The sequence below is a fragment of the Lentzea sp. genome, from assembly GCF_035525475.1.
GTDB lineage: Bacteria > Actinomycetota > Actinomycetes > Mycobacteriales > Pseudonocardiaceae > Lentzea.
Genome location: NZ_DATLEC010000094.1, coordinates 1 through 19923, shown reverse-complemented (window position 1 = coordinate 19923; position 19923 = coordinate 1). Strand labels below are relative to the sequence as shown.

The window sequence follows — 19923 nt, the reverse complement described above, 5'->3', positions numbered from 1 at the left end:
GGGGTTCCCGCTCCTACCGTCGTCCTCATCGCCAGGACGACAGTGAGGACAGGAAGATGAGCAGCACCAAGGGGATCCGCCAGTTCCACCGCGTGGTGAGCATGGTGTTCATGGCCACGGTCGTGTTCACGGCGGTCGCGCTGACCGTGGACAGCTCGGTGGTGTGGGTGTCGTACGTGCCGCTGCTGCCGCTGTTCGTCCTCATGGGAACCGGCGTCTACATGTGGTTCCTGCCGACGATCGCCCGCCGCCGGGCCGCTCGCCGCGCCGCTGTCTAGAGCCAGCCGCGGTCCCGGGCGGTGTTCGCTGCCTCGGACCGGTTGCGCGCGCCCAGCTTCGCCATCGCCGTCGACAGGTAGTTGCGGACCGTGCCCTCGGCGAGGTTCAGCCTGACGGCGATGTCGGCGTTGCTCGCACCGGTCGTGACCTCGCGCAGCAGCTCGCGCTCCCTCGGAGTGAGCGGGTCCGCGCTGTCCCAGGCCGCCATCGCGAGCTCCGGCGCCACGACCCGTTCGCCCGCGTGCACCCGGCGCAACGCCGAGACCAGGTCCGCGATCGGCGCGTCCTTGAGCACGTACCCCGCCACGCCCGAGTCCATCGCTCGGCGCAGGTACCCGCTGCGGGCGAACGTGGTGATGATCAGGACGCGCGTGGCGTCGCCCCGGCCGCGGAGCTCCTGGGCGACGTCGAGACCGGTCCTGCCCGGCATCTCGATGTCGGTGAGCAGCACGTCCGGCCGGTGTTCCGCGACGGCCGCGAGGGCTTCGACGCCGTCGCCCGCGGTCGCGACGACCGTGACGTCGGGCTGGAGGTCGAGCAGCTGGGCGAAGGCGCCGCGCACCATCGCCTGGTCCTCGGCGAGCACGACCCTGATCACGTCGCCACCCGCAACGGCACCGCGATCGTCACCGTCGTGCCGGCCGACCCGGTCCGCCGCACCAGGCCCCCGAGCGCCGCGATCCGTTCGCGCATCCCGGTCAGCCCGTTGCCCTCGGGCCCGCGGCTGCCGATCCCGTCATCCGCCACCACCACCCGCAGCTCACCCTCACGAGCCTCGATCCCGATGTGACAGGTCGACGCGTGCGCGTGCCGGGCCACGTTCGTCACGGCCTCCCGCAACGCCAGCGCCAGCTCGTGCTCGGTGGAGCCGACGATCACCAGGCCCTCGTCCCGCCGCACGACCACCTCGACCCCCAGGCTCGTCAACGCCGCCCGAGCCGCCTCCAGCTCCGTCTCCAGGCTCGCACTGCGCCACCCGCTGACGGCGTCGCGGATCTCCCCCAGCGCGAGGCGGGCCGTGCGTTCGATCTCCGTCGCCTCCTCGGCCGCGCGAGCCGGGTCGGCGGCGACCAGCTGGGCGCGCACGATGATCGCGGTCAGCGTGTGGCCCAGCAGGTCGTGCAGGTCACGCGCGATGCGTTCCCGTTCGGCGAGGGTGGCGAGGTGCTCGACGCGGGCGGTGCGGATGCGCAGCTCGGCCGCGTCGCGTTCCCGTTCGGACCACTCGACCTGCACGACGCCCACCAGCCACAGGAAGACCAGCGACGGCAGCAGCCCCCACAGCCGGTACGGCATCGGCACCGTCGACACCACGGTGAACAGGCAGATCAACGCGGACAGGCCGACGAACCACCGCATCGCCGCCCGCCGCGACTCCGCCAGGCCCGCGAACGCCGCCGCGTAGACGAAGAGCACCGCGGCACCGGTGTTGAACGGCGTCACGAGCGCGCCCAGCACCACCGTGGGCACCAGGCACCACCAGCGGACCAGCGACGGTCGCTGCCACGACAGCACGTACATCGGGACGAACACCGCGACCACGACGGCGACGAGCGCCCAGTCCACCCAGTCGGTGCCGGGGTCGAAGATCGGCGACCACAACAGGTTCCCCAGGTACAGCAGGTGGAACCAGCGGGAGATACCGGTGACGTTTTTCATGACCGCGCGTGACGATACGACACCGCGGCCAGCGCCGCGGCCACGATCGCGGTGCCCGACAGGAAGAGCACGTGCGTCAGCGCGGGCGCGCCGGTCAGCTGGGCGAGCGCCAGCCGTGCCAGGTGGTAGGTGGGCAGGAACCGCGCCACGTCGGCGAAGAACGCCGGCATGATCTCCAGCGGCATCCACAGCCCGGACAGGACGGCCGACGGGATCAGGATCGCGTTGAGCACCGCGGCGGCGGCGCCCGACCCCACCTGGAACCCGATCGCGAGGCTCAGCAACGCGAACGGCAACGCGCCGAGCATCAGCACGGCGAGGACCCGCAGCACCGCGGGCAACGGCGCGTCGAGCGCCCCCGTGACCGCTGCCGTCGCCGTCATCGCGAGCAGCACGCCCACCGCGTAGGGCAGCGCCGCCACCACCTTCGCCGCCAGCGTCACGCCGATCGGCACCGCTGAGACCTGCTTGGCCCGCAACCAGCCGCGTTCGCGATCGGCCGCGACGCCGATGCCGGGGTTCATCAGCACGACCGAGATCACGCCGAACGCGCCGAACGTGGCGAGCATCGTGGTCCCCGCCGACACCCCGCCGCTGCTGAACTTCCCGAACAGCGAGACGAACAGCGCGAAGAACGCCACCGGCATGATGATCGAGAAGAACAACGCGGCCGGTTCGCGCATGATGCCCCTCAGCTCGTCCGCGAGCTCCACGCCGAAGACCTTCGCGTTCACGCCGCACCCCTCTCCATCAGACCGGCCACTGCCTCTTCCAGCCCGGCGCTCTCGACCCGCAGGCCGGTCAGTCCGGGGTCCTGCGCGAGCCAGACCCGCAGCAACGCCTCGGGCGTGCGGGTGCCCAGGTGCACGTGCTCGCCGTCGATCCGCACCGACACCACGCCGGGAAGCGCTTCGAGCCGCGCCCTGTCCCACGCCGTCCGCGCGATCACCGTGCGGTCGGGCAGCCGCGCCACCAGCTCGTCCGGCGTGCCACTGGCCCGCACGCGCCCGCTCTCCACGACCACCACGCGGTCGGCGACGGCCGACGACTCCTCGATGAGGTGCGTGGTGATCAGCACGCCGGTCCCCCGCTCACGCCGTTCCGCGAGCAGCTGCCAGAACCTCCTGCGGGCCGGCAGGTCCAGGCCCGCGGTCGGTTCGTCGAGCACCAGCAGCCGCGGATCGGCCACCAGCGCCATGGCGAGCTGCAGCCGTTGCTTCTGACCGCCGGAGAGCTTCGACGCCCGACGCCCGGCCAGGTCCGTGAGATCCAGCTCGGCCATCACCGGCCCGGCCGCCGACCTCGGCACTCCCGCACGCACCGCGGCACCGGTGACGAGCTCGCCCACCCTCACCGTGTTCGGGAACCCGAGCGACTGCTGCACCACCCCCAGCTGCCGGCGGGTCGCCGCGACGCGCGGATCGCCACCGCAGACGCGAACCGTGCCCTCCCCGGCCGGGAGCAGCCCGATCACCATGTTCACCAGCGTCGTCTTGCCCGCGCCGTTCGGCCCGAGCAGCGCCACGCACTCCCCCGCGCCGACGTCGAGGTCGACCCCGTCCAACGCTCGCGTGGCACCGTAGCTGTGCCGCGCCCCGCGCACTTCGAGCACCGTTTCCATGCGTTGAGCCTGGTCGAACGGGCCGGTCGCCAGTAGTGAGGCGCAGTCACCGGGCCGGCGTGACAAATGTCAGCTTGACCCTGCACCACGGTGCAGGGCCCATCGTGACGGCCATGACGAGAGACCAGTCCGCCGTGACCCGGTGGGGCAGAGCAGGTGCGCTGTACGACTTCGTGGCGAGCATCGCGTTCGTGACGCCGTGGACCGCCGGGCCGGCGATGGACCTGCTGGGGGTGAACGGGGACACACCGGCACTCCTGTTCGCCACGTTGTTCGGCACGGTGGTGGTGATGTGGTCGATCGCCCGCTGGCGGCGCCCGGAGCCGTTGCTGATCGGCATCGACACGGCCGGCAGGGCGCTGTTCAGCCTGTGGTTCGTCTGGGCGTTGCAGAGCGGGCAGCCGGAGGTCCTGGTGGCGTTCCTGGTGCTGGAGCTGTTCTGGGGCGCGGCCCAGCTGCGCGCGCTGGTCCGGAGGTAGCTTGCCGTGGTGCGCATATCCGAACTGGCCCGTGCCGCCGGGGTGGGCATCAGCACCGTGCGGTTCTACGAGCGCCGCGGCCTCGTCGTCCCGACCGCCCGCACCCGCGGCGGTTACCGCCACTACGACCGGGAAGCGCTGCGGCGCCTGAAGTTCATCCGCCGCGCCCAACGGCTCGGCTTCACCCTCACCGAGGTGGAGCAGATCCTGTCCGCGTCCACGGCACCCGGCGACCTCGGTGACGTGATCACCGGCAAGGTCGCCGAGATCGAGCAGCGGATGCACGACCTGGAACGCGTGCGGCTGGCGTTGCTCGACGTCGCCACCAACGGCGTTCAGGAGCAGTGTCCCGTGGTCGCCGCACTGAACGACTCGTAGGCTGCCGGTGGCGAACGGGAGGTCGGACAGGTGGCAGACACCGCGGTGGCCGAGGTGATGGCCGAACTGGCCGCGCTGGAGGACCCGAGAGCACGCGCGGTCAACGAGAAGCACGGCGACGACCACGGCGTGAACCTGGGCAAGCTGCGCGCTGTCGCCAAGCGCCTCAAGACCCAGCAGGACCTGGCGGCCGGGCTGTGGGCGACCGGTGACACCGCGGCCCGCCTGCTGGCGTTGCTGATCTGCCGCCCGAAGGCGTTCACGCGCGACGAGCTCGACGTGATGCTGCGCGAGGCCCGCCGTCCCAAGGTCCACGACTGGCTCGTGAACTACGTCGTGAAGAAGAGCGCGCACGCCGAAGACCTCCGCCGGACGTGGTTCTCCGACCCCGACCCGGTGGTCGCGAGCGCCGGGTGGGCGTTGACGATCGACCGCGTGGCCAAGAAGCCCGACGGTCTCGACCTGCCGGGACTGCTCGACCAGATCGAGGAGGAGATGAAGGACGCTCCCGAACGCCTGCAGTGGGCGATGAACCACTGCCTGGCGCAGATCGGCATCGAGCACCCGGACCTGCGTGCCCGTGCGATCGGCATCGGCGAACGGCTGGAGGTCCTCGAGGACTACCCGACGCCGCCGAACTGCACGTCGCCGTTCGCCCCGATCTGGATCCGCGACATGGTGCGCAGGCAGAGCTGAGAGCGCTCTCGCAGTGTTCAGCGCGTGTTCCCGTTCCCGTCAACCTCCAGTCCGATGTGGCCGGACATGCTGCCCGCATGGCCGAACAGTCAGAGATCGGGCGCCGCACGCTGCTGCAGGCCGCGTTCGCCGCACCCGCCACCGCCGCGCTCCTGGGCAGCACCGGAACCGCCGGGGCCACGCCGGGTCCAGGCCCGGACGACCAGCGGTTCACGATCGCGGTGCTGCCGGACACCCAGTACCTGCTCGACGAGGGCGGCTCGGACCCCGAACCCGTCCGGGAGGCCCTGCGGTCGCTGGTGAAGCGGCGGCGCGAGGCGAACATCGTCTTCCTGGCCCACCTCGGGGACGTGACCGAGCACGGCACCGAGCAGGAGATGCGGACCGCCGACTCGGTGTTCGGCGTGATCGGCGGCCAGCTCCCGTACAGCGTGCTGGCCGGCAACCACGACGTGCCGGGCGGCACCGACGACCAGCGCGGGCCCACGCCGTACTCGCGGACGTTCGGACCGGACCGGTTCAGGCGGATGAAGACGTTCGGCGGCGCCTCCCCCGGCGGCTACAACACCTTCCACGTGATCAAGGCGGGCGGCCGCGAGTGGCTGCTGCTGGCCCTGGACTGGCGGGTGTCGGACAAGGGCGTCGAGTGGGCGCAGGGCGTGCTCGACCAGCACAAGGACCTGCCGACGATCCTCACCACGCACGACCTCGTCAGCGACAGCCCGCAGGCCGTGCTGTCCGGCCACGGGCAGTTCCTCTGGGACAGGCTGATCCGGCACAACGACCAGATCTTCCTCACGCTCAACGGGCACTACTGGCCGTCCGGGCGCACGACGCTGACCAACGACCACGGCAACCCCGTGCACCTGCACATCACGAACTACCAGGAGCGCTACTACGGCGGCGCGGGCATGGTCCGGTTCTACTCGTTCGACCTGGCGCGCGGCGTGATCGACGTCGAGACGTTCTCACCGTGGCTGCTGACCAGGCGGAACACCCTGCCGGAGGCCGAGACCGCTGAGCTCAGCGGTGAGATCGACAGGTTCACCGTCGAGATCGACTTCCGCACCCGGTTCCCGCGGCCCCTGCCCGCACCCCGTCCCGCGCGTGCCGTCCTGACCAGGGACACGGTGGCGTACTGGCGTTTCGACGCCGAGGGCCTGCCGTCCGCCGCCGAGGGCCCCGTCGCACCCGGCGCGGTCGTCCGCGACCTCACCGGCAAGGGCAACGACCTCACCGTCGAGCACCTGCACTCCAGCGCTCCGGACGTGCTGACCTGGTCGCGCGACCACCACGACGACCAGCCGGCGCACGCCAGCCTGTTCTTCGGCGGCGGCAAGGGCCCCGACCGCGGCGCGATCCTGCGCACGTCGGCCGCGGCGCCGATCACCAGCGCGAAGTTCGAGTCCGGCTACACCATCGAGACGTTCCTCAAGCTGCCCAGCCCGTTCGTCGGCGACCACGCGTTCATGGGCGTGCTGAGCTGGGAGGGCCGCGCCGGTGACGCGGGCAAGCACAGCGGCTGGTCCGACGACGAGCCGACCTGCAGCCTGAACGTGTCCGGTGAGCGGTTCCTGCAGTTCGTCGTCTACCCCGTGCCCGGCGACGCCGACCCCACCTCGTGGAGCCACGCGATCCCCGTCGGCCGGTGGACGCACGTCGCGGTGGTCAACGACGGACGGCGGACCACGATGTACGTCGACGGCGCCAAGATCGCGCGCAACGCCGCGGAGGAGTCCAGGGGCATCACGACCCAGGGCAAACCGTTCGTGATCGGTGCGACCGGGTTCGCGCTGAAGTACGGCCAGGGCTTCTACGGCTCGATCGGGGACACGCGCGTCGTCGGCAGGGCGCTGCGCCCCGACCAGTTCCTGACCGGCTGATCTCAGCCCGTCGCGAACCGGGAGTGCTCCGGGGTCGGGGGGAGCTCGAGGAGCTCCCCCGCGACGTCGAGGAACTCACCGCCGCGCTGCCACAACGCGTGGTCGGGATCGACGACGAACGGGTCCGCCGGGTCCACGTCCTCCTGGCGGACCCGGTAGGCCAGCGCCTCCGACTCCGAGTAGGCGAGCACCGTCTCGTTGGTGCCCTGCCACACCCTGCGGAACATGACGGCGTTGACGCACGTCATCCGGTCTTGCACGACGGACCGCTGAAAGCCCCGTCGTAACAACGACTTCATGCATTCTTGGACGCTGCTCGCGTGGTGTGCCAAGTCACTCCGCCCCTACCTGGTGAGCTGCCGATTCTGACGAACGGGGATGACGCGCTCGCCGTCCGTCACTCGATCAGGTCAAACTTTTCGGGCAGGTGCACAACGCGGAGTCGCTCTTTTCGTGCACACCGCTCACCGAAGACGACCGCTTCGGGCGATGGCACCGCGCCGCCCCCGTGCGCCAACCTCTGCCGGTGGTCGACATTCGAACCCCTGACCCGCTGGCACCGCTGTACGAGCGCGCCGCGACGCAGATCCCCGGCATCGCCGAGAAGGTGCTGGAGGCGTTCTTCACCAGGTCCGCCGCCTACCGGCAGCTGCCGCACCAGCTCGTGGACCGGGAGATCACCGAGGCGGTGACCCGCAACCTGCAGGTGTTCCTGCGGGCGCTGCGGGAACAGCGGCCACCGGCGGCCGACGAGCTCGCCGACCAGATCGCCACGGCGGTGCGCAGGGCGCAGCAGGGCGTGCCGCTCGACGTCGTGCTCAGCACGTACCACGTCGCCGCGCTCGTCGGGTGGTCGGCGATGGCGGACGTCGCGGAAAAGGACGAGGTGGACGACCTTCTGGCGACCGTGCCCGCGCTGCTGCAGTACCTGAGCGTCGCGGTGCCCGCCGTCGCCGCGTCCTACCTCACCGAACAGCAGGCCCTGCACGCCGAACGACGGGAGGCGGGCCGTGCGCTGGTCGCGGCGCTGCTGACCGGCAGGGAGGCCGAGCCGCTGGCCGAGCGGATCGGTCTCGAGCTGTCCAACCACCACGTGGTCCTCGCCGTGCGGGTCGCCCTGCCCCCGCCCGCCGAGGCCGCGGACGCGAGGTTCGCCGCCCACGCGCTGGTCCGGCGGCTGCGGGCGGAGCTGCCGAAGCACGCGCTGTCCGCGCTGGACCACGACGGCGGCACCGTGCTGCTGCCCACGTCGGCCGAGACCGTGGAGCAGGAGCTGGCCGACGCCGCCGACCTGGTCCGCAGGCTGCACACGGCGGCGGGCACCGGTCTGGTCGGCGGGATCGCCGCCGCGGAGAGCCGCGAGGACGTCCCCACCGCGGCCAGGCAGGCCGCCGACATCGCCGAGCTGGTCCAGCGGCTCGGCCGCCCGCCCGGCGCGTACGTCCTCGACGACGTGCTGCTCGAGTACCAGCTGTGCCGCCCCGGCCCCGGCCGCAAGCGCCTGGCCCGCGTGATGGACAAGCTGGCGGAGCACCCCGACCTGCTGCACACGCTGCGGGAGTTCCTCGACAACGACCACAACCGCCACCGCACCGCCGAGAAGCTGCACCTGCACCGCAACACGCTGAACTACCGCCTGCGCCGCGTCACGGAGCTCACCGGCTACAACCCCGCCGACCCCGCGGACGTCCGGCTGCTCGCGGCCTCACTGATGGTTCACGACCTGCGTTCCTGAGCCCAGAACCCGCAGTGGTGCTCCGCCGCCAGGCCGACGGTCCCACGGCGTCCGGTGCGAGCGACTGGACGTGCGGCCGTCCCGTGGTGGATCCGGGCCAGCCCGGATCCCCGCCGCGGGCGAACGCGGCCCAGCGGTCGATCATCCACTCCGACAGCCGTCGCTGGGCGGGGCTGAACTTCGGCGCGTTGCCGCCGAGGTCGTAGAAGTCCCACAGGTCCGACGCGTGCACCCGGCGGCATCGCGGGCGGTACCGGTGAGAGCCGCGGTCCCGCACGACCCGCTCCGCATCACGGCCCTGCCGAACAGCCCGGCCGCAGAGGGCGGGGTGAGCTGCGCGCAGACGCTCATCGCACCGGCGGACTGACCCGCCAGCGTCATGTTGTGCGGGTCCCCGCCGAAAGCGCCGATGGTGGAGCGCACCCACCGCAACGCCGCCTGCTGGTCTCACAGCCCGAACGTCCCGGAGCCCGCGAGACCCGGCATCCCGAAGAACCCGAAGATCCGCAGCCGGTAGTCGACGGGTCACGCTGGCATTCCAGGGGCGCCGCGTAACGAATTCCCTCGAACACCCTCGTACCGCCGCTGACTTCTCCCCGCACGGCACCGAATTCGGTCCGCACGACCGATTTGTCCGCAGCGCCGGCGGCAGTTCCGCCCGATATGACCAAAGCCGCCACAACGGGCACCAGCCACAGTTTCCTCACAACGAACCCCATTCGTTTCCCAGCAAGGACATCGCGATCGGGGCGTCAGGTGAGCCGCGGAAGTCGCTCGTTCCACCGACGAAGGTGAACGCCGGAAACGACGAAAGGTGGGCAGCGAATTCGCTGCCCACCTTCGATCACACGATGTCGATCAGTCGCCGTACGGGTTCTGCATCGAGACGTGCACGTGGTCGTAGTGACCGCCGGTCACACCGCTGCCCGCGGTGTAATCGCGCCAGCCCTCGGACGAACGGGCGACGCTCCAGATCTTGCCCTGCCAGATCACGTACCGGACGTCGAGCTGCGACGCGTACTTCTGCACCCAGCGCGCGAGCTTCCAGCCCTGTTCCTTCTGCGACGCCGACGGGTAGGACCCGATCGCGTTGGAGATGGTGCAGTCGAGCGCGTTGCCGGTGTTGTGGTTGCTCGTCGACGGCTCGTAGCTGCGGTAGTCGCCGACCCAGCAGTCCTTCTCGCCGGTCAGGCGGGCGATCTGGTCGTCGACGAACTGCGTGCGGGCCGTGGCCTGCGGCGCGCGGGCGGCCGCGGACGGGTTCGGGTTGCTGGGCGGAGCGGCGTACGTGCCGCCACCACCGCCGCCACCACCGTTGTCGGCGAACTTGTGGGACGCGTTCTCGTTCTTGAGGTCCGAGTTCAGGTTGGCCTTGGCACCGGCCGCGACCGTCTGGTGCGGACCGGCGTAGCCGCTGTTGAAGTACACGGTCACCGAGCTGCTGGTGCGGTTCCAGACGGCGGCGGCGTTGTTCTTCACGCACAGGCCCTGGCCGTTGCCGGCGCTCTTGAACTCGTAGCAGCTGGGCTGGTCGTCGCCGTAGTCGGAGATCGACGTGTCGAAGTCGGACACCGAACCGGCCTGGTCGCTGTTGTAGTACAGGCAGAACTCACCCGACTCGCAGGCACCGTTGCGCGCAGTCGCCGCGTTGGCCGCCCCCGCACCGAAAGATGCGCTGATCAGCGCACCCATCATCACCACAAAAACAGATTTCTTCAGCACCCGTGAGCCCTTACTCGTGCAGGGAGATCCTTCGTTGTGAGATGAAGGATCGCGACCGGCGCTGACATTCCGCTGACACCGGCCGCCACCGGTTTGTCAGGCGCGCGGAAAGTCGTCCAGGCGAACGGCCTGGGCCCTCGGGTACTTCCTGCCGGCCAACGGAACGGGCGACCCCGTGAACGACACGGGAGTGCCCGCCAACAACAGCGTCAGCCCTTGTGGGAGATCGTCGCGGGAAACGAACCAGGAACCACCGCGACTGTCGGTGATGAACCCGTGCGCCTGACCCGACTTCCAGCTGGCGACCGTTCCTCGCCGGCGTCCGCGAGGTGATCCCACCGGCGACGCCACGGCCTCGGCGGACCGCACGAACGCGCGCCGCAACGGGTAGCCGGCCCTGTCCGCGGGGTCGAACAGCGCGTCGAACCCCGGCGTGAACGGCGTGGCGGCCCGCAACGGCGCCGCGGTCCGCGGGGTCCAGGCCGGCGGCTTGTCGACGACCCGCACGTCGACGACCGGCACGACCACGTGCACACCGCGCTCGGTCAGCCGTGTCACGAGCGGGGTGAAGTCGGCGTCCCCGGTCAGCAGGACGACCCAGTCCAGCGGCACCGACATGGCCCGGTCCCACGCCTCCAGCGCGAGGTGGACGTCGACGCCCTTCTCCTTGCCCCCGACGAGAGGCAGGTCGTGGCGGATGATCCCGGCCGCGGTCAGCGCCGCGTCGAAGGACACGGCAGGCGTCTCGATGCGGCCCCGCGCGTAGTGCGCCTCGGCGACCACGCACTCGTCGAGCGGCAGCCCGGTCTCCCGGTGCACGTACCAGCGCAGCGCGTCGTGCAGGCCGTCCAACGCGATCCGCGCGGCCCTGCGGTGCGCGGTCGCGTAGAAGTCGCTGAGGTACGCGAACCACGTTCCGTCGTAGAACACGCCGATGCGGACGATCTTTCCCACCGGACGACACTACCTCCCGGCCTGGTCACACCAGGCCGTGCGACCGCGCGTACAGCGCGGCCCGGGGTGGCGGTCCCGGCCGCGACCAGCCGGATGAGGTGGTACTGGCGGTGCAACGTGATCAGGATGTCCTCGATGCTGTCGCTGAGCCCGAGGGTCTGGATGACGCGGAGCTTCGACCGCACGACCTCGGTGTTGCCGGCCGCGGCGATCTCCAGGTTCAGCCAGTCACCTCCGCCCGCGTGGCCGAGGGACATGCCGCTGTCGTAGTCGACCAGCGCGACACCGACAGCGCCGCCGATCGACATGGCCTCTTTGAGCGCGGTATCGATGTTCATCAAATTCCACTTCCCTACGTCAACTGGTGGCCGAGGCGACACGGCGGACCGCTCGTGCCCCGGCCGCGTTCGGACAAGTCCCCACAAAGACGTCATTGACGAGCGCAATGAACCGAGGATGGACATGTGCTGCGACCACTACTTCGTTCGGCGGACGGCGCGCTAAGGCGTCAGGATCGACTCGATCCGCTCGATCGCGGGCCGGGACTCGTGGAGCAGGCGCCCGAGGTTCAGCCCCTTGTCCCCCAGCGCGACCATCAACGACATCCGGCCGATGGCGTACACGGCCATGTAGCCCTTGTTGCCGAACACCACGGTCTGGCTGAGCTTGCCCAGACCCATCACCTCCGCAGCCTGGCGCGCGATGCCGAGATCGGCGGCCGCGAGCGCGGAGATGTGCGCGGGGTCGACGCTCTTCGCCACGTCGGAAATGATCGGAATACCGTCGGACGCGGCTATCACCGTGTCGGTGACCCCGGCGACGTTCTCCCGGAGCTGCCGCAACTCGGCGACCAGGGCGTCGTAGTCCACTGCTGTTCCTTCCTGTTCAGGAAAGGCTGAACGGTTCATACGGAGCGCCCTGCCTCCGACAGTTCTGCCCGAGGGCGCAACGAAGCCAGCCCTCACGCGAAAAGCTGAACGACACGTCCGGCGAGGCGATCTCCAGCACCCCTTCGCCGATCATCCGGAAAATCTCGACGGTGACCGGATAAAGACCCGGCCGACCGCGAAGGCAACATTCCGAACGCAGCCAGATGATCGCGTATCAGAAGTCACTCCGAGTCAATTCGACATCACAGAACGGGTAACCGGCCACACTGACCACCCAATCGTGCAGTCACCCACATCGAAAGGGCACCCGCCGTCGTTACTTCTTATCCCCCGCCACCCCATGAACACGCCGGTGTCACACGATCGAGTGAAGCATTCCACGCCGACCAGCAAACTCGACCAGCCGGTTTGTTCCATAACTAATCGACCACCGACCGATCCATCAAAGAAATACATCAACGAAGTATCGAAATGCCGCCGCCATCAGAACTGCGGTCTCGCGCTATGCAGGTCGGAGATCTTCGCGTTGACGGCGACGGAGACCTGGGGCGTCCGGTAGCCGAGCAGGTGGTTGATCCTGATCATGTGCTCGTTGTCGCTGCCGGTCCCGGTGTGCACGCGGTCGATCTCCGGCCGTTGTTCCCGCAGCCACCGCAGCATCCGGGCCTTGACGCACAACCCGAGCCCACGACCGCGCTCGGAGGGGACCACCACGGTGTCCCGCTGAACACCCCGACTGGGCAACGTCGGATAAAAGTCCAACAGGGTCAACGCGGCAACTTCACCCGTGGCCTCGTTCACCGCAAGCACACCGCGCCGACCGATACCGCTGGCGCGCAGCTCCGCCTCCGCCTCCCGGACCCCGACGGCAGTCCACACCGGAAACACCACACCAGACTCACCGATCGGCGCGTCACGCATGGCGGTGAGAGCGCGGGCGAACGAGCCCACCAACTCCTCCGGCACCTCACCGGACCACTCCACCACCCGGTACCCGGCGGGGACGGGCACGTCCCACCCCTCGACAACAGTCCTGCCGCGCGCCTCCAACAGCGGCAGCAGATGCAGGACGGCAGTGCCAACGCCCGCACGCCGCCAGCCAGGGGCGACCGTGATGCTCGTCCGAGCAACCTGGTCGTTCTCGCCTTCCAACAGGTACACCTGAACCGTCGCCAGAAACTCACCGTCCCGGCGCACACCCCAGAACTCACGCGGGCCGTATCCCGCATCGGGCAGGCGCAGGTCGGCGACCCACCCGTCGAACGGAATCGCCTCCCGATCGGGCTTCTCGGCCTTCCGCACCGCCATCGCGAACGCGTGCCAGGCCAGCAGATCACCCAGCTCCGCCTGATCAGGGTCCAACGCTTCGAGCCCGACGTTCCGGGTCATCCCCGGCCCCTCGGTCGCGCACGCACCAGCCCTGGCGTGCTACCGCGTCCGCACCGCGTCGTAGAACGACTTCGCGAGCTCACGCAGCGGCCCCCGACACGGCTCCGATCTCGGCGCTGGCTTGTACGAGGGCTTGCTCTCGAAGATCAGCACGGCGTTGACGTCGAGGATCATCAGCGTGCAGCCGCCTCCGTCCTTCGGCGTCGGCCACTTCGCCTTCTCGCCGACCTTCACGTCCTCGGCCGCACCGTCGTCAGCCGGATCCGCTATTGGTCTGGACGTCACGTCGTACACCTCACGAGCCTTGAGCCAAGCCGGCGCAGAACCAAGATGAGCCTCGCGGCCTCCGCGCCTTGCTCACGTCGGGCCACGACAGTTCTCGCCGGACAGACAAAACACGAATCGCCCGCCTACCTGTCTGCGCAGGTAGGCGGGCGATTCGTGTGCTGTATGAATCGTGGACCTGACCACACAGCATGAGAACTCCGTTGTGGCTGCTCAAGGGTCCGAGCTGCTGATCCCGCCGGTGGGCTTCCGCGTCAACCGCGCATGCCACTCCGCTCCGCCCGAGGCCTCACCGTCAGACGCCGGATCGGGTGGGTGACCGCGACGGGCAGGCGCCCAAGGGTGGAAGGCACGCCGCCCACCTCGGATCACCCGTCACAGCACGGCGTTCAGCAGAACGGTGAGCAGGACCGACAGCACCACGGAGATGATCAGCGTCGTCAGGCATCCCGCGCGGCCACCCAAGAACTCGACCTGGGTGTTGCCGAAGCGCATGACCGACTCTCGCTTCCACTGGCTCCGCTCGGGTCACCGGCCCATGGTGCGATCGGTGACCTGGTTCCGCTTCCGTCCCGCCAGGCCTGCCAAGCCCAGCAGACCGAGGAGGCCCAGCAAACCCCAGTTGCCGCTGCTGTCGTCGTCGTTGTTGTCGTCCTGAGCCGTCACCACCGTCGTAGCGCGCGGCGCAGCGCCGTCGGCGAGCGCCGAAACCACTGGGACTCCGGCGAGGGCTGCGCCGAGAACGAGAACAGCCACGAGTCGCTTCGCGGTATCCATGTCATCTCCTCCGGACGATCGTTTTCAGAAACTCCGGGGTACCGCCGAAGGAACCACGCATGTACTGATCGGCGAAAATCACACGTTCGAGTGCAGCTCTGGGCACCGCGTACCTGTCACGCCCGCCTCCGCGGCCCCGGCGAACGCGCCAACGCCCAGCTCAAGGCCTGGCGCATCCTCCGCAAACTCCGCTGCTGTCCCCGCCGCGCCGGCCAACTGGCCAAAGCCATCCACGTGCCACAGACCACCTCGGCGGCGCCCGTTTCCGGCTCACCCACCCAAGATAAGTACGCGCTGGACGAACATCCGACCATGCCGATGAGCGGAGTTGCCTTGGTCGTACACAGGGAGAGACGGGCTTGACTCGTCCGTTGAAGCATGGGGTGGTTGTCCCTGTCGGCTGTACAGGTGTGGTGGCGGCATACTGGTTCGTGAGGTTGCCCCCAAAGACCGGACACCGGGGTCATGCCACGAGGGCGGGCCTTGACGACAGCTGACGCGGGTTTCGTGGGGTGTTCGGTGGTCGAGTGTCGACTGTAGACGGTCGGGGTCGTAGTAGCCGAGGTAGAGAACACGTCGCTGCGGGCGTCGGCGCGAGTGGCCCACACGGTGGTGCCGATCTCGGCTTTGAGCGTGGCGAAGAACGACTCGGCGACTGCGTTGTCGTAGCACGAACCGACTCGGCCTACCGACGGTCGCGCGCCGAGATCGGTGATCGTGGTTCGGAAGTTGACCCGCCGGTCGCGGCGGCGCAGCGTGGCGGTGATCCTCGGCCGAGCGTAGGCACCGCGGTGCCCGGCGTGGACCTCGGTGATGTCCCCGACGAGCCGCTCGTCGGCAGCCTGCTCGGCGCGCGCGGGCGCGGGCGCGGCGGCCAGCCACTCGTAGAAGCCAGGACGACGCACGTCCAGGACTCGGCACAGCCGGGCGACGCCGAAGACGGCGCGGTGTTCGGAGATGAACCGGTAGCTGCGGGTCAACGACCCATCTCCTTGACGAAATAGGCGGCTGCCTTGCGGAGGATCTCCTTCTCCAGCTCGGCTACACGCTTGCGCAGCACCCGCAACTCCTCCTGTTCGCTCGCGGAGACGCCGGGCGACGTGCCGCAACGGCCGGTCCGAGGACCGGGCCGGCTCGACCGCGTCCTCGCGGAACTGCTCGGGAAACTTCGACGAACGTGACACCAGGACACCCTTCCCCAGAGCAGTGTCCGGGATCAGGGTGTCCGGTTCGCAGGGGCGATCTCAGTCACCACCGCGCCCGTCGGGTCGGTCAACTCGCCGGACCTGGAGCAAACCCAAGACCCTATTTCACCCAGCGCCGGACCGTGCTCCAGTTGTGCTCCAGTTGGCGATGTCCAGGAGGGCCTGGAGCTGTTCGACCATGTCGAGGAGGTAGTGGCCGTCGCCCTCGGGCATGGCGATCAGCAGCGTGGACAGCGCGGCTTCGTCGAGGCGTTTGAGCACGAGGTTTGCGGTCGCAGCTGAGCAGGAGTCGAGCCGACGCGCGTCGTCCCGGTCCGAATGAGCGTCGTCGGGTCGTTCCGACAAAGCTCACCGGCCGGTGCGGTGGTTCCTCCATCGCATCGGCCGGTGAGGGTGTTCAGGTAGGACGGCTTCTACTTCGTGGCGCACAGGACCTTGTCGAAGAAGGTGAGAACTTCCATGATGCGAGCTCCGTCGTTCGTCGCGACGATGGTGACCGCCCTGCCATCGGGGGTGATCGCGGAGCGGCTCTGGAAACCGTCGGCGTCGCCGCCGTGGCCGCGCACCACGCCTCCGCAGCTGAGCGGGATCTCGGTGAGACCCAGACCGTAGCGCCATCCCGGGAGAATGGCGGACGCATCGACCGTCTGACGCATCTCCGCCATCTCGCGGGGCTTGAGCAGCCGGCCCGTCTGCAGGGCGACGAGGAACTTGTTCACGTCGCTCGGGGTGGCGATGATCTGCCCCGCAGCGCCGGCGATCGACGGGTCGAACCGGGTGATGTCGATCAGTTCACCGGGGATCTCCTTGCCCTCGTCGTCCGTGGGCGGCAGGTAACCCTGCGGGTGTGGCGCACGGATCTCGCGGTCGCCCGGTCCCGGGTAGTACGTCTCCTTCAGCCCGATCCGGTTGATGATCTGATCCGTGATCACCTCGGCGAGCGGCCGTCCCGCCGCCTTCTGCGCCACCAGGCCCAGCAGCACGTAGCCGGCGTTGCTGTACTTGAACGCCCGGTCCTGTCCCGGAGCGACCGCCGGTGCTTGCGTCAACGCCGCGTCGAGCAACTCCCTGGCGTCGAAGTACCGGTCCTTGATCGGCAGGATTCCCCTGGGCATGAGGGGCATTGCCTGGGTCATCCCGCTGGTGTGGTTCAGCAGCTGCCTGATGGTGATGTTCCGGCCATCGACCGCCGCACCGTCACCGGTACCCCGCACCACACCCGGCAGAATCTTCTCCACCGTGTCGTCCAGCGCGAGCTTGCCGTCTCCGGCCAGTTGCAGGATCGCCACCGCGGTGAACATCTTGGTGCTGCTGGCGATTCGCACGTAGCCGTCCGTCGGCACCTTCGACTTCGTCCGAATGTCCCCCACCCCGGCGGTGTAGTTCACCACCCGGCCGTCCCGGTTCCGCACCGACATCAGCGCCCCCGGCAGAGTTCCGTCCTTGACCAACTCCTCCAGGCCCGCCTGCAGCGACTTGTCGCGAACCGGCGTCGACTTCTCCTTCAACGCATCCGCCGAGGCCGCCGAGGCCGCCGAGCTCACCGCGATACCGGCAACCGCCACCGCCGCGATTGCCGCCACGACCACACCACGACGACGACGCGCTGGGCCCGGGCTGGTTCCGGCCGGGCGACTCAGACCTTGTAACAAAAGACACTCTCCAAATTGGACGTTCGCGCTGACACCCATAGTGTTGCCGCGGCCCCCGGCTCCCGACGATCCCCCGCGCTGCACAACTCTGGTACAGCCAGCACCACCTCCATCGACGCCCCGGCCGGCCGGATCCCGCGGAGACGCACGTGCGGCAAGGGCTCGGGCGGATGCGTTGAGCACCCACCCGAGCCCTTGCCGTTGTGTGGCTTCCCAGTGCGGAAGCTGCCTGTGCTCTGCCCAGGGGTCAGTTCGCGCAGAGTGCGGCGTCGAAGAGCGCGGCCCGGTCCGCGGCGACGGATTTGTCCTTCACCGATCCTTGCGTCGCGGTGACCACGATGGTTACCGCGCGGCCGTCATCGGTGACCGCGTTGTCGTTCGCGTAACCCGGGATGACGCCGCCGTGGCCCCACGCGACCTTTCCACAGCTCAACGGGATGCTGAAGATGCCGAGTCCGTAGCCCTGGCCCGACTTCGGGTCCGTCGCGTCCGTCGGGATGGTGGTGCGCAGCTGGGCCAGCTGGGCCGGTTCGAGAAGCTTCCCGCCCAGCAGCGCACTCAGGAAGGTGGTGACATCACCAGGCGTGGAGATCAGCTGGCCGGCCCCCCAGCCCCAGCTCGGGTCCATCTGCGTGAAGTCGAGCAGCTCGTCGGTCACCGGATTGCGCTGGTAGCCCTGGGGGTGCCGGCCGCGGATGTCCTGCTCGCCGACCTCGGGCGCGTACGTGTCGCGCAGACCGATCCGCTCGATCACCCTGGTGGTCACCAGCTCGTTGAACGGGCGACCGGTGACCCGCTGGGCGATCATCCCGGCCAGGACGTAGTTCGTGTTGCTGTAGGACCAGCCGCTGCCGGCGGGCTTGCCGTCCACCCTGGCGTTCGCCAGGTCGAGCAGTTCCCGCGGTTCGAGGTAGACGTGCTGGTACGGAAGCAAGTCGCCCATTTCCGGAAACAACGACTCGGTGTACTCGGGCAGGCCGCTGTTGTGCTGCAGCAGCTGGCGGACCGTGACCTTGTTCGCGTCCACGCCCTTGGCCCGCACCAGGCCCGGCAGGTACTTCTCGATCGATGCGTCGAGCTCCACCTTGCCCTCCCCCACCAACTGCAGTACGACCACAGAGGCGAACATCTTGCTGGCGCTGCCGATTCGCACCCTGCCGTTCGCCGGTACCTTGCTACCGGTCCGCAGATCACCGACCCCGGCCGTGTAGTGGCGGGTCCGGCCGTGCTGGTCCCGGACAGCGGCCAGCGCTCCAGGGTGCCGGTCGGTACCGACGATCTTGTCCAAGCCCTGCTGAATCGCATCGCGGCGAGGTTCGGCCTGGGTGATCGGGGCCGGGCCGACGAACGCGAGACTGCCCGCCGCGACCGCGACTGCCGCCACGGTGGTCACACGGCGATACCGCGGCGAAAAAGGCCGATCTCGCTGGGAAGAGGATTTGAACAAGGCAGCCACTCCTAGATTCCGCGCGGATGTCGATCCTGCGCACATCGAACGGCCTCAGTCTGTTCACCCCCATCCAGGTCGACAATCCAGCCTGCTGGACAACAGAAGTAGCGGTGCCACCCCGGTGACCGAGCTGCTCACGCCCCAGCGGATCGTCCACAACAGCAGGTCGACCTGAATCCGACTTCGGCTGTGTCGATCGGATAAGGTCCGGCAGGGAGGTGGCATGGCACAGGTGCGGGAACGACTGCGGTCGACACTCGATGCCATCGCGCGCCTCCTCGGCGGCTTCGGCACGGCGTTGCTCGCACTGGCCGTCCTCGTCTGGATCGGCGTGGTCGGGCTGCTCAGCTGCGTCGGTGCCGGCATTCTCCTGGTGCCCTCCGCCCTGCGCACGCTGCGGTCGGTCGCGAACCGGGAACGGGTCCGGCTCGACGTTCTCGCCCCCGACGCGGTGCCGCAGCAGACGCGCGCCGCGCTGCGCGACGTGGCCGTGCGACGTGAGCTGGCCTGGCTGCCGCTGCACGCCACAGCCGGTTTGGCCATCGGGTTCGTCGCGATCGCGCTGCCGGCCACGATGCTGCAGAACACGACCTACCCGTTCTGGTACTACGTGCTGCCACCCTCGGACAACACTCCCACCTTCCTCTTCTGGAACATCTTCTCGAAGGTCACGGACCTCACCGGCGCGTTGGTCGTGGCGCTGTCCGGCGTGCTCTCCGCCGCCTTCCTCGTCGTGCTCGGGCCGGCGCTCGTCCGGGTGCAGGAGTGGCCGGGCCGGCACCTGCTGGCGCCTCCCCCTGGCACCGGCCTCTCGCTGCGGATCACCGAGCTGACCGTCACCCGCGCCGCCGCTCTCGACGCGCACGCCG

The 19923-nt window shown here is 69.3% G+C and carries 22 protein-coding genes and 3 pseudogenes; 9 read left to right on the top strand and 16 right to left on the bottom strand.

The window, feature by feature from the left end:
• Positions 1–56: 56 nt before the first annotated feature.
• On the top strand, positions 57–278 hold the full coding sequence (locus tag VM306_RS16770; protein WP_325515920.1) for a hypothetical protein: 222 nt from the start codon (positions 57–59) through the stop codon (positions 276–278).
• Here VM306_RS16770 and VM306_RS16765 read toward each other — a convergent pair.
• The 4 genes from VM306_RS16765 to VM306_RS16750 are packed head-to-tail and all read right to left on the bottom strand — an operon-like array spanning position 275 to position 3559.
• Complete coding sequence (locus tag VM306_RS16765; RefSeq protein ID WP_325515919.1) at positions 275–877, bottom strand: response regulator transcription factor; 603 nt, start codon at positions 875–877, stop codon at positions 275–277. The genes VM306_RS16770 and VM306_RS16765 overlap by 4 nt on opposite strands.
• Positions 874–1938: a sensor histidine kinase gene (locus VM306_RS16760; RefSeq protein ID WP_325515918.1), complete on the bottom strand. Its 1065-nt coding sequence runs from the start codon at positions 1936–1938 to the stop codon at positions 874–876. Before VM306_RS16760 ends, VM306_RS16765 begins: the two co-directional genes overlap by 4 nt.
• Complete coding sequence (locus VM306_RS16755) at positions 1935–2672, bottom strand: ABC transporter permease (protein ID WP_325515917.1); 738 nt, start codon at positions 2670–2672, stop codon at positions 1935–1937. Before VM306_RS16755 ends, VM306_RS16760 begins: the two co-directional genes overlap by 4 nt.
• Positions 2669–3559, bottom strand: a complete 891-nt coding sequence (locus VM306_RS16750) for an ABC transporter ATP-binding protein (RefSeq protein WP_325515916.1) — start codon at positions 3557–3559, stop codon at positions 2669–2671. Before VM306_RS16750 ends, VM306_RS16755 begins: the two co-directional genes overlap by 4 nt.
• 113 nt (positions 3560–3672) lie before the next feature.
• Between VM306_RS16750 and VM306_RS16745 the strand changes: the two genes are divergently transcribed.
• From VM306_RS16745 to VM306_RS16730, 4 genes are all read left to right on the top strand, one after another.
• Entirely contained in the window at positions 3673–4038 is a 366-nt protein-coding gene (locus tag VM306_RS16745; RefSeq protein WP_325515915.1) for a hypothetical protein, read from the top strand.
• Positions 4039–4047: 9 nt separating this feature from the next.
• Entirely contained in the window at positions 4048–4416 is a 369-nt protein-coding gene (locus VM306_RS16740) for a MerR family transcriptional regulator (RefSeq protein WP_325515914.1), read from the top strand.
• Between the two features lie 57 nt (positions 4417–4473).
• A complete protein-coding gene (locus tag VM306_RS16735) occupies positions 4474–5112 on the top strand; it encodes a DNA alkylation repair protein (protein WP_325515963.1) in 639 nt (212 codons plus the stop codon).
• A gap of 77 nt (positions 5113–5189) precedes the next feature.
• Positions 5190–6995, top strand: a complete 1806-nt coding sequence (locus VM306_RS16730) for a LamG-like jellyroll fold domain-containing protein (protein ID WP_325515913.1) — start codon at positions 5190–5192, stop codon at positions 6993–6995.
• Positions 6996–6997: 2 nt separating this feature from the next.
• Here VM306_RS16730 and VM306_RS16725 read toward each other — a convergent pair whose 3' ends face one another.
• Positions 6998–7243 (bottom strand): hypothetical protein, encoded by a 246-nt coding sequence (locus VM306_RS16725; protein ID WP_325515912.1) that lies wholly within the window; start codon positions 7241–7243, stop codon positions 6998–7000.
• A 278-nt stretch (positions 7244–7521) separates the two neighbouring features.
• On the opposite strand from VM306_RS16725, the gene VM306_RS16720 reads away from it, so the two are divergent.
• Together VM306_RS16720 and VM306_RS16715 are read left to right on the top strand one after the other, a co-directional pair.
• Positions 7522–8730, top strand: a complete 1209-nt coding sequence (locus VM306_RS16720) for a helix-turn-helix domain-containing protein (RefSeq protein WP_325515911.1) — start codon at positions 7522–7524, stop codon at positions 8728–8730.
• A 14-nt stretch (positions 8731–8744) separates the two neighbouring features.
• Positions 8745–8936, top strand: coding sequence for a hypothetical protein (locus tag VM306_RS16715; RefSeq protein ID WP_325515910.1), 192 nt, complete (start codon positions 8745–8747; stop codon positions 8934–8936).
• A 67-nt stretch (positions 8937–9003) separates the two neighbouring features.
• Here VM306_RS16715 and VM306_RS16710 read toward each other — a convergent pair.
• The 8 genes and pseudogenes from VM306_RS16710 to VM306_RS16675 form a co-directional block, all read right to left on the bottom strand.
• A pseudogene (locus tag VM306_RS16710) lies at positions 9004–9252 on the bottom strand (carboxylesterase family protein); the annotation flags it as partial.
• A 336-nt stretch (positions 9253–9588) separates the two neighbouring features.
• On the bottom strand, positions 9589–10452 hold the full coding sequence (locus tag VM306_RS16705) for a peptidase inhibitor family I36 protein (protein ID WP_325515909.1): 864 nt from the start codon (positions 10450–10452) through the stop codon (positions 9589–9591).
• A gap of 96 nt (positions 10453–10548) precedes the next feature.
• A complete protein-coding gene (locus VM306_RS16700) occupies positions 10549–11406 on the bottom strand; it encodes an NYN domain-containing protein (protein ID WP_325515908.1) in 858 nt (285 codons plus the stop codon).
• Positions 11407–11489: 83 nt separating this feature from the next.
• Positions 11490–11744 (bottom strand): annotated as a pseudogene (locus VM306_RS16695) (hypothetical protein); the annotation flags it as partial.
• A gap of 162 nt (positions 11745–11906) precedes the next feature.
• On the bottom strand, positions 11907–12275 hold the full coding sequence (locus tag VM306_RS16690; protein WP_325515907.1) for a roadblock/LC7 domain-containing protein: 369 nt from the start codon (positions 12273–12275) through the stop codon (positions 11907–11909).
• A 504-nt stretch (positions 12276–12779) separates the two neighbouring features.
• A complete protein-coding gene (locus VM306_RS16685; protein WP_325515906.1) occupies positions 12780–13685 on the bottom strand; it encodes a GNAT family N-acetyltransferase in 906 nt (301 codons plus the stop codon).
• Between the two features lie 39 nt (positions 13686–13724).
• Positions 13725–13970 carry a hypothetical protein gene (locus VM306_RS16680; protein WP_325515905.1) on the bottom strand — a complete coding sequence of 82 codons (246 nt, stop codon included), beginning with the start codon at positions 13968–13970 and terminating at the stop codon, positions 13725–13727.
• A gap of 528 nt (positions 13971–14498) precedes the next feature.
• Positions 14499–14747, bottom strand: coding sequence for a WGxxGxxG family protein (locus tag VM306_RS16675; protein ID WP_325515904.1), 249 nt, complete (start codon positions 14745–14747; stop codon positions 14499–14501).
• Between the two features lie 117 nt (positions 14748–14864).
• Here VM306_RS16675 and VM306_RS16670 point away from each other — a divergent pair.
• Positions 14865–15002, top strand: a pseudogene (locus VM306_RS16670) (IS5/IS1182 family transposase); the annotation flags it as partial.
• A gap of 1055 nt (positions 15003–16057) precedes the next feature.
• Here the strand turns inward: VM306_RS16670 and VM306_RS16665 are convergent.
• The 3 genes from VM306_RS16665 to VM306_RS16655 all read right to left on the bottom strand — a co-directional run bounded on the left by VM306_RS16665 (position 16058) and on the right by VM306_RS16655 (position 18988).
• Entirely contained in the window at positions 16058–16213 is a 156-nt protein-coding gene (locus VM306_RS16665; RefSeq protein WP_325515903.1) for a hypothetical protein, read from the bottom strand.
• A 152-nt stretch (positions 16214–16365) separates the two neighbouring features.
• Complete coding sequence (locus tag VM306_RS16660; protein WP_325515902.1) at positions 16366–17643, bottom strand: serine hydrolase domain-containing protein; 1278 nt, start codon at positions 17641–17643, stop codon at positions 16366–16368.
• 208 nt (positions 17644–17851) lie between these two features.
• A complete protein-coding gene (locus VM306_RS16655; protein ID WP_325515901.1) occupies positions 17852–18988 on the bottom strand; it encodes a serine hydrolase domain-containing protein in 1137 nt (378 codons plus the stop codon).
• A gap of 289 nt (positions 18989–19277) precedes the next feature.
• Between VM306_RS16655 and VM306_RS16650 the strand changes: the two genes are divergently transcribed.
• The coding region (locus tag VM306_RS16650; protein WP_325515900.1) for a sensor domain-containing protein at positions 19278–19923 on the top strand (646 nt) is incomplete at its 3' end.